This window comes from Emticicia sp. C21 (assembly GCF_003418935.1).
Taxonomy (GTDB): Bacteria; Bacteroidota; Bacteroidia; order Cytophagales; family Spirosomataceae; genus Emticicia.
The window spans coordinates 222,881-240,234 of record NZ_QVMT01000003.1 but is presented as its reverse complement, the minus strand read 5'-3'; the positions used below and the strand labels follow the sequence as shown (position 1 = coordinate 240,234).

At 38.4% G+C, this 17,354-nt stretch carries 15 protein-coding genes; 8 read left to right on the top strand and 7 right to left on the bottom strand.

The window, feature by feature from the left end:
* Positions 1 to 95: 95 nt before the first annotated feature.
* Entirely contained in the window at positions 96 to 701 is a 606-nt protein-coding gene (locus D0T08_RS08650) for a carboxymuconolactone decarboxylase family protein (protein WP_116982222.1), read from the bottom strand.
* 223 nt (positions 702 to 924) lie between these two features.
* On the opposite strand from D0T08_RS08650, the gene D0T08_RS08645 reads away from it, so the two are divergent.
* Positions 925 to 2,457, top strand: a complete 1,533-nt coding sequence (locus D0T08_RS08645; protein WP_116982221.1) for a glycosyltransferase family 39 protein — start codon at positions 925 to 927, stop codon at positions 2,455 to 2,457.
* Positions 2,458 to 2,763: 306 nt separating this feature from the next.
* A complete protein-coding gene (locus tag D0T08_RS08640; RefSeq protein WP_116982220.1) occupies positions 2,764 to 3,090 on the top strand; it encodes an iron-sulfur cluster assembly accessory protein in 327 nt (108 codons plus the stop codon).
* 267 nt (positions 3,091 to 3,357) lie between these two features.
* On the opposite strand, the gene D0T08_RS08635 is transcribed toward D0T08_RS08640, so the two are convergent.
* The 3 genes from D0T08_RS08635 to D0T08_RS08625 form a co-directional block, all read right to left on the bottom strand.
* The gene (locus tag D0T08_RS08635; protein WP_116982219.1) at positions 3,358 to 4,593 is read right to left on the bottom strand and encodes a pitrilysin family protein; all 1,236 of its coding nucleotides are present in this window, start codon (positions 4,591 to 4,593) and stop codon (positions 3,358 to 3,360) included.
* A 113-nt stretch (positions 4,594 to 4,706) separates the two neighbouring features.
* On the bottom strand, positions 4,707 to 7,487 hold the full coding sequence (locus D0T08_RS08630; protein WP_116982218.1) for a CHAT domain-containing tetratricopeptide repeat protein: 2,781 nt from the start codon (positions 7,485 to 7,487) through the stop codon (positions 4,707 to 4,709).
* Between the two features lie 43 nt (positions 7,488 to 7,530).
* Complete coding sequence (locus D0T08_RS08625; protein WP_116982217.1) at positions 7,531 to 8,676, bottom strand: hypothetical protein; 1,146 nt, start codon at positions 8,674 to 8,676, stop codon at positions 7,531 to 7,533.
* 615 nt (positions 8,677 to 9,291) lie between these two features.
* Here D0T08_RS08625 and D0T08_RS08615 point away from each other — a divergent pair.
* The 3 genes from D0T08_RS08615 (at position 9,292) to ispF (ending at position 11,265) form a co-directional block, all read left to right on the top strand.
* Complete coding sequence (locus D0T08_RS08615; protein ID WP_116982215.1) at positions 9,292 to 9,897, top strand: RNA polymerase sigma factor; 606 nt, start codon at positions 9,292 to 9,294, stop codon at positions 9,895 to 9,897.
* Positions 9,898 to 9,912: 15 nt separating this feature from the next.
* Positions 9,913 to 10,542 (top strand): hypothetical protein, encoded by a 630-nt coding sequence (locus D0T08_RS08610; RefSeq protein WP_116982214.1) that lies wholly within the window; start codon positions 9,913 to 9,915, stop codon positions 10,540 to 10,542.
* Between the two features lie 243 nt (positions 10,543 to 10,785).
* Positions 10,786 to 11,265, top strand: coding sequence for a 2-C-methyl-D-erythritol 2,4-cyclodiphosphate synthase (ispF, locus tag D0T08_RS08605; RefSeq protein ID WP_116982213.1), 480 nt, complete (start codon positions 10,786 to 10,788; stop codon positions 11,263 to 11,265).
* 193 nt (positions 11,266 to 11,458) lie between these two features.
* Here ispF and D0T08_RS08600 read toward each other — a convergent pair whose 3' ends face one another.
* Positions 11,459 to 12,097, bottom strand: coding sequence for a vancomycin high temperature exclusion protein (locus tag D0T08_RS08600; RefSeq protein WP_116982212.1), 639 nt, complete (start codon positions 12,095 to 12,097; stop codon positions 11,459 to 11,461).
* A 294-nt stretch (positions 12,098 to 12,391) separates the two neighbouring features.
* Between D0T08_RS08600 and D0T08_RS08595 the strand changes: the two genes are divergently transcribed.
* The 3 genes from D0T08_RS08595 to D0T08_RS08585 all read left to right on the top strand — a co-directional run bounded on the left by D0T08_RS08595 (position 12,392) and on the right by D0T08_RS08585 (position 15,667).
* On the top strand, positions 12,392 to 12,694 hold the full coding sequence (locus D0T08_RS08595) for a hypothetical protein (protein WP_116982211.1): 303 nt from the start codon (positions 12,392 to 12,394) through the stop codon (positions 12,692 to 12,694).
* A 185-nt stretch (positions 12,695 to 12,879) separates the two neighbouring features.
* Positions 12,880 to 14,022, top strand: a complete 1,143-nt coding sequence (locus D0T08_RS08590; protein ID WP_116982210.1) for an amidohydrolase family protein — start codon at positions 12,880 to 12,882, stop codon at positions 14,020 to 14,022.
* A 22-nt stretch (positions 14,023 to 14,044) separates the two neighbouring features.
* A complete protein-coding gene (locus tag D0T08_RS08585) occupies positions 14,045 to 15,667 on the top strand; it encodes an amidohydrolase (protein ID WP_116982209.1) in 1,623 nt (540 codons plus the stop codon).
* A 121-nt stretch (positions 15,668 to 15,788) separates the two neighbouring features.
* On the opposite strand, the gene D0T08_RS08580 is transcribed toward D0T08_RS08585, so the two are convergent.
* Entirely contained in the window at positions 15,789 to 16,367 is a 579-nt protein-coding gene (locus tag D0T08_RS08580; RefSeq protein ID WP_116982208.1) for a hypothetical protein, read from the bottom strand.
* 216 nt (positions 16,368 to 16,583) lie between these two features.
* Entirely contained in the window at positions 16,584 to 17,330 is a 747-nt protein-coding gene (locus tag D0T08_RS08575) for an NIPSNAP family protein (protein ID WP_116982207.1), read from the bottom strand.
* Between the last annotated feature and the right edge of the window lie 24 nt (positions 17,331 to 17,354).

Below are 17,354 nucleotides of genomic sequence, written 5' to 3'. Positions count from 1 at the left end.
CTCACATAGATTGGTCTGCTTCCTGCTTCTTCCTGCAAGGCTTTGGCAGCTTCGCCAAAAGCAATTTCCCCGTAGTAACTCATGGTCTTTTCTGTTTAATTATTATGTTGTGCCAACACTGCATCCCAAAGGGTATCTCCACATTCATCCGGCATAATAACTGGTTCTTCTGATAAAGCTGGGGCAACAGGAAAATCTACCGGAACCTGTGTCAGATTATGAATATAGTTCATAGCTGTTTTATCAGATATTAACAAGATTACATCTATCAGGTTTTCGTTAGTATATCCTTGTGCGTAAAAAGCATTTATCACTTCTTCCGACGCTCTTCCTTTGTTTTTGATAATATCTCCCGCCAATTGCACTAATGCATTCAATTTCGGATTTTCACTTTTTCCTCTTCTGAAATCTAATATCTGCTCGTCTGTAAATCCATTCATTTTACCTATCGCGGTATGGGCGCTCAGACAGTAAATACAGCCATTTAACTGACTCACTATTAAGTTAACGGCTTCTTTTTCTTTATTATTTAGTGAGGTTCTGGCATTTGAGTAGGCTAAGAATCTGGCAAGACCATTATTCGAATAAGCCATCGTCGCGTATAAATTAGGAACAAAACCCAATGATTTTTTAAGGTTATCAAAAATTTCCTGATTGGCAGGTGTTACTTCTTCTCTGGTTGGAACTACGAAAGTTTTCATCTCTTTTGTGATTTAAATTGTAATGCTGTTTTGATGATACAAAGGTATAGCAGCCTTCATTGCCTTAAAATGGATGATTCCCGCAATGAGATGGACGATTTTCCCCGATGGCTCAAAAGCCTTCATTTAAGGCCTGGAAAAACCATTTATCATAAAATCGAGTAGACATTTCCTTCCCAATGTATAATATTGTATTTTCACAGCTAAGACCAAAAAACCTCCTATGCAAGCTAAGCACCTTAAATGGCTGATACTCTTCCTGGCCCTGCTTAAAATAGCTTTTCATTTATACTTTTATAACATGCTCGAACCTCACCGCGACGAGCTCCTTTATTTTTCACTGGGTACTCATCCGGACAGTGGTTATGCCTCAGTCCCACCCATGATTGGAATACTGGCGTTTCTATTGATGAAAACCATCGGCTTTTCAGCTTTTGCCATCAAAATTTTACCAGCAATTTTAGGAGGAATCATGATTTGGCTGACAGCTAAAATTACCGAAGAACTGGGCGGCAACTGGTTTGCGCAATTGCTCACAGCCTTGGGCATCTTCATAGCGCCTATCTTTGTACGTCCGTTTTATTTGTATCAACCCGTATGCTTTGATATTTTCTTCTGGACGCTTATATTCTATTTTGCCATCCGCTATCTGAATACCCGTCAGAATAATTACCTGCTTTATCTGGGTATCGCGGCAGGGTTTGCCATACTCAATAAGCATCTGGTGGTATTGCAATTAGGCTCTTTGTTTATTGCATTTCTGTTAAGTTCAGAGAGAAAAGTCCTTACCCAAAAATCATTCTGGTTTGCTATTTTGCTTTGTATAATAATCGCTTTACCGAACATCATCTGGCAACTCAATCACGGTCTTTCAAGTGTCAGGCATTTAGGCGCGCTTAATAAACATCAGTTGACACACTTAAACAGAATTAATTTTCTGAAAGAACAATTATTGATGCCCGGCATTTTTATGCTACTCACTACCGCCGGATTACTAGCGCTATTATTTAGTCAAAAAATGAGTAAGTATCGGGTCTTAGGGATAACCATATTACTTGTGATAGGTATTCTCTTTGTAGCCAAAGGTAAAGGTTATTATACCGCAGGCATTTTTCCGTTAGCTTTAGCAGCAGGGTCCGTTTGGTGGGAAGATTTTGTGGAACAATGGTTTTTCAGATTTGTTTTAGTCGATGTATTAATGGGCTTATCCCTCTTCTTACTTCCCATAGGTGTACCCATCTATAAGCCCGAAAAATTAGCTATTCATTTCAAAGATTTCTCTGAAAAATATGGCATGGATGGTATGTTAAGACACGAAGACGGCAAGATTCATTCTCTCCCACAAGACTATGCCGATATGATAGGCTGGGAAGAATTAGCTAAAATCACTGATACTGCCTACCAGCAAGTATCAGATAAAAACAATGTATTACTCTACTGCGAAAATTACGGACAAGCCTCAGCTATCAATATCTTAGGCAAAAAGTACGGTTTACCCGAACCAGTCAGTTTCTCAGATAATTACTATTACTGGGCACCAAGAAAAATACCAGCTACAACCGATACTTTCATATATGTCAATGATGAACTAGGAGAAGACATTAAAAAACTCTTTACTGATATACAATTAGTCGGAGAAATATCTGACCCTTTGGCTCGGGAATATGGCACACAAGTATATCTTTGCCGGAATCCGAGAAGCAATTTTAGTGAGTTCTGGTTTGAGAGAGTGGTAGGATTGGAAAGTCCGTTTTAGAAAGAATTGAGCGGCCCGCCGCTGCGGTGAATTAGTGATTTAGTGAATGAGTGATTAACGGTAAAATACCTTATACTAAATATAGCTAAACAAATACACTAAGCACAATTAAAAGCGATGGTTGAAAAAAAAATTGAATCTAATCACTCATTCACTAAATCACTAATTCACCGCAGCGGCGGGCCGCTCAATTACTTCAAAAAACTGCAAAACTATTCAACCCATTTACATAATTGACTATTTGCGAAACTTTTCGGCTTGGAACGACGTTTTCATATCAGCATACAAATAATTATAATTAAGGTCATGGTAACAGTAACAGAAATAGCAAAGAATAAAATCATTGAATTAAGAGAAAAGGATGGCTTAACAGGTGAGCATGGCGTGCGCGTAGCAGTTGAAGGCGGTGGTTGTTCGGGCTTGATGTATGATTTGAAATTTGATTTTGAGACGCGTCCAAACGACCATATTTTTGAAGACAACGGAATCAAAGTTTTTGTAGACAAGAAAAGCCTTTTATATCTGATTGGTACTGAATTAGACTTCTCAGATGGCTTGAACGGAAAAGGATTCCAGTTTAAAAATCCTAATGCAACCCGTACTTGTGGTTGTGGAGAAAGTTTCGCAGTCTGATACTCTTAGAATACATATGAATAGCCACGCTTTTATAATAAAGCGTGGCTATTTTGTTTTCATTGACCAGCGTGGCACGGCTATACTCGTCCGAGAAAGGCCCGGCCGCCGCCGCGGGTGGCACGCTTAGGCGCTTTGTGAATTATCAATCAGGCAATATAGTCTTTCAAACTAATTTGTTTTTACACTCTCTAATTATCCGAGACCTCCCAGGAAATAAGCGTGACACGCCCTTTTGAGTCCGAGTATAGGCGTGCCACGCAGACCCTAGTTTGCCCGATAATACATTGTTGAGCTATTCTCTTTTCTTAATATATGTTTCGCCATTACCTGTAATGATTCAGGTGTTACAGCAGCTATTTTCTCTGCATCCTGATTACACCAGTCTGCATTGCCTGCATTAGCTGCAAAGGCCAGATTCATGGCTCTGTTCAATAGTTCAACCTCTGCAAAGGCCAAAGTGGATTCACTCTGGTTCTTTACCTTTTGTAACTCTGACTCTTCTACTTTATTATCAATCAATTCGCTGAGTATTTCTCCAATAGCCGCATCAGCCTCCTCTAAAGCCACACCCTCGTTCAGATTGCCCTGAACCATCAATAACCCGGGGTCAAGTGAAGCAGTGATATAAGCCGAAATATTATTGAACAACTGCTTTTCTTTCACGAGTTTGGTATACAATCTTGACGATTTCCCTCTACCTAACAGATCACTTAGCAAATCGGCATTATAAAATTCTGGGTCAAAGCGGCCCGGCATATGGTAAGCCTTGTAAATACCATTTAAAGGTACTTTTGCCGAAGTTTCCAGAAATTTAGCTTCGGTCTGTAAAGTCTCTTGCGGCAGATTTCTGATATACTTCTCACCCGCCGGAATCGGCTCAAACCATTTCTCGCACAAATATTTTACCTGTGCCACCGTAACATCACCTGCTACTACCAATATGGCATTATTAGGCAGATAATATTTGAAGAAAAACCCTTTCACATCATCCATTGTAGCTTCTTCAATATGGCTGATTTCCTTACCGATAGTCGCCCAACGATACGGGTGTTTCTCATATACTAATGGGCGAAGTTTCAACCACACATCACCATAAGGCTGATTCAGATAGCGTTGTTTAAACTCTTCAATCACTACTTTGCGTTGCACTTCCAAGACCTTATCATCAAATGAAAGACTCATCATCCGGTCTGATTCCAGCCAGAAAGCCGTCTCGATATTTTTAGACGGAAGCGTAATATAATAATTGGTAATATCCGGCGAGGTAAAGGCATTGTTTTCTCCGCCAACTTTTTGAAGAGGTTCATCGTAGCTCGGAATATTTTTTGAACCACCAAACATCAGGTGCTCAAAAAGATGGGCAAAACCCGTTTTCTTCTCGTCTTCGTCTCTTGACCCTACATTATATAATATATTCACGGCTGCCATCGGGGTAGTATGGTCTTCATGCACATATACCCCCAGGCCGTTTTTCAAAGTAAAATGCTCGTAGCTAATCATCAGGTTGTGATTTGTTCTTTAGTCTATCCTTAACGCACGATTAAGCATATTCTGGTATAACACCAATCACAAATGTAAGGTTTCGATGGGGTTCCAAAATGTAAGAAGTAATTTTATCTTGAAAGATTAGAAAAAAAAGCAGCGATTCTGGCTCTGAACAGATACATGCCGACCATAACTGCTGCAAATAGTCCTAACCACAGATAAATAAAATTATTGGAGGCAATCGGAATTACCGAAGATTTACCAATCAATACAAAGTTCGACCAATAGAACGGATGATCTGATTCGGTTTGAATCAAATCTATTTTTGATAAGCGGATGGCTTCATCGGTAGGGTGGCCTTTTTTCAGATAGTAGTAGAATTTCTCTGATAATTTGGCAATACTTTCGTCGTGGGCATTCCATAAAGTTGTGATTACTGACGGGCAACCCGCAAACTGAAAGGCCCTTGCCAGACTGATAATCCCCTCTCCTTTTCTGATTTGTCCTTTACCTGTTTCACAGGCACTTAGTACTACCAGTTGGGTATTTTCTAACGAAAGGTTATAGAGTTCTGGCGTATATAATTTAAAATCTTTTCCCTCAGGATATAAGGCGATAAACGACTTCAAAGGTTCGGCATCGTTTACCTGTGCGTGTGTGGCAAAATGAATGATTCCTTTGTTCCGGTAGGTTTCCTGAAAATTCAGTTTGGTAGCTTTATTATCCTGAAAAATCTGACCGTTAATTTCTCCCATTTCATTGATAGAGGCAGGCAAGGTCTTAAAACCCTTATCTCTGAATATACCCGATTGCTTACCATTGCTGAATGGCGCATAGGCAATAATATCGCTCTGTGGCTTGGTAATGTTGTAATCAAACTGTAAGGAGGCCGAATTGGCATAAGAAATCGTATAATCAAACAAAAGATAGTCTGATTTGCCTTTTTTCTCTAATATCTCGAATGGCAAAAAGCCTAAAATATCATGACGAGCAATAATCAGTTTCTTAGATTTTTTCAACATTCCCTCAACTGGTGCTAATAAAACATCGTAGGTTTTCTTGGCCAGATCATGTCCTTTGTAAGCATCAATATTTGGAGGAGTATTAATTTTGGCGTAAAGGCTAAGCGCCAGATTGTGTATGGCAGAAGCATCCTCTTTCTTAACAATATTATACGACTCTTTGTCTACCACTAGGTAATACAATACATTCTCACCCAGAAAATAGCTAATAAAGGCCGAACTTTTATCAATTTTTTGTTGTGTTTCTTTCAGTGAAATCAGGTAATTATCATATTTTAGTTTATAATAATTCTTTGACTCCTGCTCGATTTTTTTGGTCAGATGGCCTAACTGTATTTTAGCATCAGATAAATCAGAAAGCGTTTTTTCGTTGCCTGCTTCTAATAGTCTGATTTGAAGCTTAACAATCTTCTGGCGTAAAGACGCTTCCTGAATTAACAAATCTTCATCTAACACTTTCGGACGTATCTTTTGTTCTTTCACAGCATCCCACAAAGTAGCCGATTTGCTGGCCTCTAAAGTATAGAAAAATTTCTCTGCCCACTCTTGCGACTGTTTGGCTTTCCATTGTTCAAATATCTTCGATAAGGCTTTTTCGTAGACAGGATATACCTTTTCGCTATAAAACAGTTTCGACTCTGGCATATCAAAAGTCTTGCGCAGATGTGTAGCAAACTTAATAGCCGTAATATAGGTATCAGCCGATAAAGCAGGGTCAGAACTTGAGAGTAAGTCGGCTTTTTGGTTCAGGGCAATGAATAATTCCTGTGGAGCATTTACGGCCTCAAAAGTAGGATTAGATTTTACGCTGAGTTGAGTATAGGAAGTATCAGCTGCTATCATCGCTTTTTGGCTATGTATCAGTGCTTCTTTAAAATTACCCTTTTTCTCGTAAATCTCACTTAAACCATTCTCTATCTTAGCGACCTGGATACCCTGCAAATGATGGAAACTACTTGCAAAATCTTTCAGTGCATTCTTATAAGTACCTTCGGCTTTAGCCAAATCTCCCAGCTGCAAATATGATTCGGCTCTGTTGGTCTGAATATTTATCCAGAGTCTTGGTTGAGACTCTTCTGCCTTTCTATAGAATTTTTCTGCCTCTGCAAATGCTTTCAAAGCATCGGCAGGTTGTTTCATCTGATTATAACAACGACCTATCGACAAATGAACAATAGCTATTTTATCATCGTCGGCAGATAATGGCAACGCCTCTTTCAGAAAACTTAACGCATTTTCGTATTGTTTCTTTTCACGGTAATACTTGGCCATATTACTCAAAACCGCATATTGGTTCAGTGTAATTTTCTCTTGTTTGGCTATTTGTCTGGCTTGCTGAAAATAATAGAAGCTTTGCTCGGTATCGCCCAGGTCATCTATCAAGCGGCCATAGTTGCTTAGAAAAGTAATAACAAAAGCAGGTAGTTTTTTCTGAAGGTCTTTATGTTGTAAGAAAAAATCGTAGCCTTTTTTGAAGTGTTTTTCTGCCAGATTCAGTTTACTTGGTATCCGTCGGTAATATTCCGAAATCTCTGCATTTAACTCAAAGAACATTAAGTCTTTTTTCTCGCCACTCACATATTTTAACGCATCAAGGCCCTCTGAAATTACTTTTGCTGCGTTTTCATAATCGTCGTTCGGAATATACAAATCTACAGCTGCTAACATGAACAGATTATAGTAATTATCATAATCCTTCTTTTCAAGAAGTTTTTTCTGAAAATTCTTATAACTTTTTAATGCTTGTTCAGTGGTAATCTGATGGTTACTCAGCTTCCGGTAAGCTTCATCTCTCATGGCATTTATCTGCAATGTGATGTCATTCGACTGCGCCATTGCGTTCAAAACAAGTATAGCAAAAAGAGATATAAGAAGACTTTTTCTCATATTAAAACATTAGCTTTATGACTAAATACCTTTCAATCCTTCCCTATAAATCTTCAGTACCTGCAGTTGGTGGTGGTACTTCTTTTTTAGATGGAGGATCACCCGCTAATCTTAACTTAGGGGACGTTGTTGAGAAATTCAACGCGGCAGGCATATCAGTATTCATGGTATTATAATAGTAATTCTCCAGATAGCTAGAGCGGTTGCGAATGTTGCCATTAGCATCAAAATACTGGTCAATGCTTGTTCTACTTGGACGATGTGTGAATATTCGCATGCGGAAGCTAGGCAGATTATTAGACTTAGCTATGAAATAGATAAGCCCGTAATTACTCTGTGGCTTCGTAGCTGATCTGGGAAATGTAAGAATACCATCATTCACAGCAAACCAAGGAGACGTACTGATAATATTATAAGCCTGTGGACTAACATTCATGGCCGCATACAAATCGACCGATGTATTAGCTGTAATCAACTTATCAAAAAAGCTTTTAAAGGGTGCGTATTTTTCTGTGAATACTTTGTTTCTGAAACGATAAGCTTTCATACCAAAAATATTACTTTCTCTACGCTCAAAACTCCCTGCTTCTCTTACCGTATAAATAAGATTAACAGAATCTGCACTCGTAATTACATCAACGGGCTGTGTATACGTATAAGGATTAACCCACTGACATTTATTAATAATATTTAACAAATCAAATTGCGGAAGAATCTGCAATTGCCACGGAAGCGTGCTTTCGAATACGATAACATCCTGATTATCCATCAGAAATCCGTTGGGTTGTGCATTACCGTTCCCGTTACTTAAAACTGGTTTCACATTACCAATTCCGTTATCACTAATCTTGAATGTTCCTAAACCATTAGCAGTATAAACGGTGTTGGTACCAACTTTTGTGTTGCCAAGTGTGAAAGATTCGACACTTGCCAGTTGCACACTAGAATATACTTGCTCGCTACAGCCGATACAAGTCCAGGTAGAGCCGTTATAAACTCTGACAACACTAAACGTCTGGTCAAACACCATCATACCTGCTTTCGGAGACTGGATTGCAGTGATATCTTCGTTTTTAAGTACAGGTAATTGAACGTTTGCAGTTTGGCCAGCAGTAATTGTCGTTGATTGCGCAAAAGCGCCGGTTATAAGTGTAAATAGTAAGAATAAAGTAGAGTAAATATTTTTCATTACAACTTCATTGATTAAATATAGTATAGACTTTGGCAAAAATTTACGTAAGCTAACAAATATCTCCAATTTTTGTTGTAAGAAAAACTTTGTTGCCAATTTTTTTACATATAACTTTGAACAAAGTCAATATCCCCCTATTTTTTATTCAAAAATGAGGGGGAATCTTGAGCTAATTAACCCTAACCCTAGTAAAATTTTGGGTGAGGGGTTTTGTTTTATGGCTATAGAGTTAAATTGTGTGTATTAATATCTTCTAAGTAGTAATTTGTAACCACAAAGCTTATATTTTTTTTTCATCCGGACATCAACGCCCTTTTCAGTGAAATAAAAATAGGCTTTGTGTAGATTTAGTTAGCAACAAACTTTGAACATTAATATCAGCCGACGTAACTTTGTAACCTCGATTTTTTATTTTTTTTATTTTTTTTTTGTTACCGATAATAGTGGGTTGTTTTGCATAGTTTTTGCTTAATAAGCTATTCACACCCAATCCATTAAAAACAATAGTTTTCAATTACCTCTGAGTGATTTCCTTACTGAAAAGAGTCCTTCTAAAAAAAAATCCTGTATAAGGTTACATAACAGGGGGCTATTGATATTAATAACTAGAATATGATCCTTGGTTTATCTAAACACCCGTCAGATGAAGCGATTGTAGAGGGGATTCTGGCAGGTGGACGTAAAGAACATGAGGCGTTAATAGCGTTGTATAAGAAATTTCATGTTTCTTTGGAAAGGTTCATTATCCATAGAAGCACGGGGAGGGATTATGCAAAACAACCGGAGGATATTATTTGGGAAGCCATTGAGGCTTTTGTTGTGAACGTAAAAAAGGGTACCTTTACTCTCAAAGATGCTACTTTAGAAACTTACCTGAAAAGTATTTGTAAAAATTTATGGTTTAGATATATTTCGCAAGAGGCTTCCAGAGAGGAGCGTCAGAATCGGTATATGGCTGAGTGGGATAAGCTGGAAGATGATGTTAGCGATATGCTGATAGAAAAAGAAAATTGGGAGCATTATATAAATCTTGTTAGTAAATTGGGCAAGAATTGCCGGCAAATTTTAGATATGCGCCTCGTGGATGGCTTATCAATGCAGGAAATCTCACAGAAACTGATAGCAAATGGTACTTTTGAAAATGACCAGACCGTGAGAAATGCGAAGAGCAAGTGCCTGAAACGAATAATGGAAATGATCACCTCTAATCATCAATAAATATTTTTTAACACTATGGACGATATTCTGCAAAATCAGATTGAAGACTATGTGACGGGAATAATGCCTGAAAAAACTAAGCTGGAATTTGAAAAACAAATTAAAAATGATCTGAATCTACAACAACAAATAGAAGATCTTACCCGCTTGCGTGAAGCCATGTTACGTGCCAAAGTTCGTGCCAATGTTGCTAACGCTCGTGAATATATACATAAACCTAAAAAAGGTTTAACCTACGTATTAGGCTCATTCGGTGCAGCTGCGGCTATTGTACTTTTCCTCCTTTCAACATCTATCACGTTCTCTCCTAAGGAATTTAATTATCGTGGAGATGGCGTTTCTTTAAGTGCCGAGACGCAAACACGTGCCAACGATTATGAAAAAGCCACTCGTCTGGTGGAGTCAGGAGAAAATCCTGCTGAAGCTATTAAGATTTTAGAACGCCTGAAAGCTGACGAAAATGTTAGTAAAAACTATCAGAACGAAGCTAAATGGATGTTGGTTGTAGCTTATCTACAAGACGGACAAGCTAAAAATGCCGAAAAAGTTTTTGATAAAGTAAAATGGGAAGATACCGGCAGACCTTTTTCTACCTGGGAAATTACTAAAATTCATTGGCAGATTTTCTGGGGAAAAGCACTCTGATTTGTGTTTCTAAGGACGAAACCTTTTTCGCAGTGCATTCTGAGTTGAATATCCACACAAGCAATATCTACAAACTGCTTCTTACAAAATTTCGCTTACGATACCTATATACGTAAAAGCCTAGCCCGTGCTTTTATCCTCGCAACTGAATTGTTTTTAGAGTTCTCCGCAAACTAGGAATCTCATGAAATTTACTTAGTTTTACCCCGATTTTAAAACAGGTAAAATAATAAGACTATACGTATGAATATCAGAGTCGGACAAGGGTATGATGTACACCAGTTAGGTGAGGGTTATGATTTATGGCTAGGCGGTGTAAAGATTCCTCATACAGTAGGCTCAGTAGGCCATTCAGATGCCGACGTACTATTACATGCCATGTGCGATGCTCTACTGGGCGCTGCCGCTATGGGAGATATTGGTAAACATTTCAAAAACACAGACCCTCAATGGAAAGGGATTGACAGCAAAATCTTGTTAAAAATCGTATCAGAAATGCTCGAAAAAGAAGGCTATAAAATTGGCAATATTGATTCAACTGTTTGTTTGCAGGAACCTAAAATCGGCAAATACATCCCAGAAATGATTAAGGCCATAGCCGAAGTAACCAAATTACCCGAAAACTGCATATCTATCAAAGCTACCACTACCGAAGAAATGGGTTTTGTAGGCAGAAAAGAAGGGCTGGAGGCGCATGCGATTGCTTTGATTTATAAAAGCTAACTGGTTAAAGGAGTAAATGATAATTAAATCCCGTAGGGATGATATATTGGTAGAAATGCCTATCGCAATCTCAAGAAAAGTCCCGTAGGGACGATATATCGATTCAATATATCGTCCCTACGGGACTTAAATTTTAATCGAATTAAATTTATCTACCGCAACGGCGGCCGCCAATATATCATCCCTACGGGATTCAATCCGGTATCACCACCTTATCCCCTAAAAATTTAGGTTCGGTAGCAATCAGATAATCAACAAATACTTTAACTCTGGCGAGCTTTTCTCTCAGATAGAAACCCTCACCGCCTGGTCTGTCTTTGGCATTAAAGCCTATAGCCGCAATATTTTCTTTCGAGGCAAGATAGAGTGCCCGTTCATTATGGAATAATTGCGAGACGACAGTGACAGAATCCTGGCCGAAAATTTCTTTGAGACGGACCATCGAATCAAAGGTTCTGAATCCGGCATAATCCAGATAAAGGCGGGTGGAATCGACTCCTGTCCTTAATAAGTCCTCTCGCATCATTTCGGGCTCATTATAGTCTTTCTTGCTATTATCACCACTGATAACCAGATATTTTATTTTACCTGCTTTTAACAAATCAGCCGCTGCGTTGATTCTATTGAAATAATAAGGATTAAAACCTCCCAGTTTACTATTTCTGCTCGTACCCAATAACAACCCTACCTTTCTAAACGGAATATCATTGACATTTGAATAGAGTTTTCCTTGAGCATTGTCTTTAATGATGCCATCGCAGATAAAAATAGATGTTATTGATAAAATGAGTAATACTAGCAAAGACCAGATAATAAGTTTTTTCTTTTTCATAATTTCAACATGAAGCACTATTAAATAAGTCTATAAAAATAAGATTAATGTTAATACAAAATATATTCTGTGCGTCAATTAATGTATATTTTATAAAACAGATAACAAAAAATGAGTAGCTAATAGTATAAGGTTTATTACCAGACTGATTTAAACTTATTGCTTCTGTTACCGCAGCGGCCACTAGATTCTTCTCCTTAACAGTATGATTCTATGCAAAACTCTCGAAACCCTTTGAAAATCTGATGTAAAGACGGAAATTTATCAAATTAGAATCCACATAATAATAAATTTATGGCTGAGACTGGGCGTCTCCGAAGAAAGAATATGATAAATGCAGTTGGCAGAAGCATAACTGACTACATACCAGTCACTCAATCGGCATTAGAAAAGGCAGTCAATATGGTGAATACCTTTTTTAAAGTGGACTTCATCAAAGTAATAACCACTAAAACAGCACCTGAAAAGGTTACCAATATGGTGGGAACCTTTTTGAACGAGGAGTCTGTAAAAGTAGAAACTATGAAAAAGAAGCAGAAAAAGGTTACCAGTCCAGAAAAGGTTACCAATATGGTAGTAACCTTTTATTGTAGTTAAATTAAAAAGTTAAACAAGTTCATCATTTAATTAAATAGTCTATAAAATTAGTAGATTAAAAAGTTTTTATTGAACTTTATCATCAATTTAAGTGCTATGGTCTTGAAAGATGCCATTCTTCTATCGGAATTTTGTCTTTTTGATTATATTGCATAAATCATTTATAAAACTCCCTAAGATAATTAATGAAAAAGTTTGCATTGGCCGCTACTGCCTTACTGACTGTTAGTCAATTATATGCTCAACAAGTGAAAATCGGAGACAACGCCGGAGTCATTACCTTTGAGGAATACGAACCAAAATCTACACTCGTCGTTCCCGGCAAAGCAATTACCCGCGCTAAATTCCCTTTTATCGATATTCATAACCATCAATGGGAAATGAATGGTAAGGAAGATCTGAATAAGCTTGTTGCAGAAATGGATAAAATGAACATGGGTCTTATGGTCAATTTAAGTGGACGTGGATTTAATCAGGATGAAGCCAGAAGTACAGCAGGTCTGGTAAAACAGATTGAAAGCGTAAAAAACTATTATCCGACCCGCTTCGCTATCTTCACTAATATCGATTTCAATAATATCAACGAGCCGGGTTGGACAGCCAAAGCGGTAAAAACATTGGAAGACGATGTAAAACTACGCGGTGCCAAAGGCTTGAAAATCTATAAAAGCTTAGGATTTAGTGTAAAAGACAATGGTAAAGTAGTACCTGTGGATGATCCTCGCATTGACCCTATCTGGAAAAAAGCAGGTGAATTAGGCATTCCGGTATTGATTCATACAGCCGACCCTTCTTCTTTCTGGGATCCGTTGAATGCCCAAAACGAACGTTGGTTAGAGTTAAAAACGCACCCGGGTCGTAAACGCGATGCCTCAGGTGGTAAAGAATTTACCTGGGAGCAATTGATTGAGCAACAACACAATGTTTTCAGAAAAAATCCTAAGACTATCTTCATTAATGCCCATATGGGTTGGTACCCTAACAATCTGGCAAAACTGGATAGCCTGATGGATGCTTTTCCGAATATGTATGCCGAAATCGGAGCCGTAATTGCAGAGTTGGGTCGTCAGCCTCGCACAGCCAAGAAATTCTTCGAAAAACGTCAGGATCGTATCTTATTTGGTAAAGACTCATGGGTTCCTGACGAATATCAGACTTACTTCCGTGTCCTGGAATCAGAAGATGAATACTTCCCTTACCACAAAAAATACCATGCTTACTGGAGAATGTATGGTTTGGGGCTATCAGATGAAGTATTGAAGAAAGTGTATTATAAAAACGCCCTCAAAATTGTACCTGGTTTGGACAAGAGCCAGTTTCCTAAGTAATACCTAAACTAAATATAGTCTCATGAAGAAACACTTCATCTTCGCTCTTACATTAATTTTGAGCAGTGGCATCGCTTTTTCTCAAAAAAAGAAAAAAGAATCTAATCCTGCACCCGACAAATTGGAATTACTGAAACAGGAAGTCATCAGGAAAATTGATGAACGCCAGAAATTCACACAAGAAGTCAACGACCAGATTTTCAGCTTTGGTGAATTAGGTTTTCAGGAATTTGAAACCACTAAGTATCTGACTAATCTATTAGAGAAAAATGGTTTTACAATTGAACGCGGCGTTGCCGGAATGCCCACAGCCTGGATAGCCAAATGGGGCTCAGGCAAACCAGTGATTGCCATTGGTTCTGACGTAGACTGTATTCCGAAAGCTTCTCAGAAACCCGGTGTAGCCTACAAAGACCCGATTGTAGAAGGCGCTCCCGGGCATGGAGAAGGCCATAATTCTGGACAAGCCCTGAATATCACAGCTATGCTTGCCTTAAAGGAAATTATGGAGCGTGAAAAAATATCAGGCACCTTAATGCTATGGCCGGGTATTGCAGAAGAACAGGTTGGGGCAAAAGCCATTTATGTACGTGATGGTTACTTTAAAGATGTCGATGCCTGCATCTTCACCCACGTTGGTGATAATCTGGGTGTATCATGGGGTGATGCCGGAAATACAGGATTAGTATCTGTAAAATTCCATTTCGAAGGTGCCGCAGCTCATGCGGCAGGTGCACCCTGGCGAGGCAGAAGCGCACTGGATGCTGTAGAGTTAATGAACATTGCCTGGAACTATAAACGGGAGCACTTAGAAACTACGCAACGCTCGCACTATGTGATTTCAGATGGAGGTGATCAACCCAATGTCGTGCCTTCAAAAGCTACTGTATGGTATTATTTCCGTGAACGCACCTATCCGAAAATCAAAAATCTATTTGAAAATGGAATTAAAATGGCACAAGGTGCGTCGATTATGACTGATACCAAATTCACTTACGAAATATTAGGCAGTGCCTGGCCGGGGCATTTCAACAAACCTATTGCTGAAACTGTATATACAAATATTAAACGGATTGGTTTGCCGAAATGGTCAGAAGAAGACCAGTTATTGGCTAAAGCCAGTCAGAAAGAACTACAGGCACCCAAAGCAGAGGGTTTGGCGGTCAAATTAGATACAATAGCCGAGCCTGTTTACTCACCTAACATTATCCGTCAGGGAGGTTCTGATGATATTGCTGATATTTCATGGTCTTTGCCTACAGTTGTGCTTCGTTATCCATCCAATATGCCGGGCATGCCGGGGCATCACTGGGCCAATGCCATTACGATGGCTACACCAATTGCGCATAAAGGCTGCACAGCCGGAGCAAAAGTAGAGGCATTGACGGTATTGGATATGCTTTTCAAGCCAGAAATCATTCAGAAAGCGTGGGATTATTATAATAAAGATCAAACTAAAGAAATTAAATATACTCCATTGATTTCAAAAGATGATAAACCTGCCATTCAGCTGAATAAAGAAATTATGGAGAAATTCCGTCCTGAAATGAGTAAGTATTATTATGACCCAACTAAATATAAAACGTATTTAGAGCAATTAGGGATTAAGTATCCAACTGTAAAAGAAGAATCAGCGAAGAAGTAGTAAAATTGTGTAACATTGAGTACATAGTGTACATTGTGGCTCTTTTTATTTTGCCACAATGTACACTATGTACTCAATGTTACACAATCCATTTAATATGTAAAAGCCAAATGTGCTATGACTATTTCTTATTCTTAACTCTCATAAACACCCCACCATAAAAAAATCCTGTTGGCTTATCGTTTGCGTCGTATTGAACAGACTTTAATTCGTAAGTATCATCTGTAATCCATTTATAAGAGTATCTTCTATAAGTGCCTGCTGGTTCGTCGGCAAACGATATTTTTAAGTAGACATCCCCATTTTCATTGACAGTTCCTTTACCAACTCCTGCCCTTGAATTGCCAAAGCTTGATAAATGATCTACTTCTTTCTTTGCGGGATTATATGACCAGAAGATATGCCCGTGTGGTGGTGCACCATCAATAATAGCAAGCAAACTATTATCCGTATTAATTGCAGAGCAGATAGTATGATGATTCGGTATTTTTATATGCTCATCTTTCCCTCCCCAGTTCTGAGACCAGCTATCGTTTTTTAAAGTCCATTCTCCGATAAACTTTCTAAACGGATTTTTTGAATTCTGAGCACTGATTTCCTTGTTAGGATTAAACGTCAGAGTATTATTCTGAGAATAGCCTTTTAAGTATAAAAAGCTTAATACTAACAAGAGCGTTACGAAAGTAGAGGTGTTTTTCATTGCATAATTTCTGGTTTAGTACGTAGGTATTATCACTGCACAAAACGCTTGAAATACGGTTTTTAGCACGCTATTAAAATAGGAAATAGACCTTTTATCAAAAACCGTTGAGTAGGCAGGCCCTTTGCGAGCTTTGTTTTAAACAAAAAGGTGTGTTATAGCTTAAAGCTATAGCACACCTTTTCGCTTAACCCTATAAGTCAATTGTTAAAAATCTTATTTGATCTCAGAGAAATCGGTTGGTTTCATGTACATAGATTTTACCTCTACGGTTAGTTTACCATTTTTCTCCGATTCATCACGGGCTTTTACCCATTTCAAATCTTTTCTGAATGCATCAAATGAAGCTTTACCCGCCTCTTCGCTTTTATGAGCTAAAATATATACTAATTTAGGCTGAGTCGTATCCTTCTCAATGGTTGTCCAGTAAGCAACGTTTTCCATGCCATGTTTCTTAAAAAGTTTCAGGGTATGGTCACGGAAACGAGTCTGTAAATCACCCAGTTTGCCAGGACTGGCAGTATAGGTTCTTAGTTCAAAAACGCGTTCAGGGTCTTTCTTTTGCGCTTTTACTGCCGGAGAGAAATCTGCCAGATTCATGAATATGGATGTTACTTTGGCTACAATTTTACCATTTTTCTCCGATTCGGCAGCTACGGTTTTCCATTCAGGGTCAGCACCAAAAGCTTTCCACGAATCGGCTCTTGCTTCTTTGCTTGGGTATGATAATACATAGTAAAGCGCATTCTCTTTATTATCAGTGGGTACCCAGTAACCTACGTTTGTCATGCCATGACGTTCGAAAATCTTGGTAGTGTGGTTACGGAAACGAGTCAATAAATCGGGTAATTTATCAGGGTGGCAATAGTAGATGCGCATTTCATAATAGCGCGTATCTTGTTTTTGGGCGAAAGCTGCCATAGTAAGGGAAATGGCAATAAATAGGGTGAATAATGTTTTCATAGATGAGGTTGATTAGATTACAAA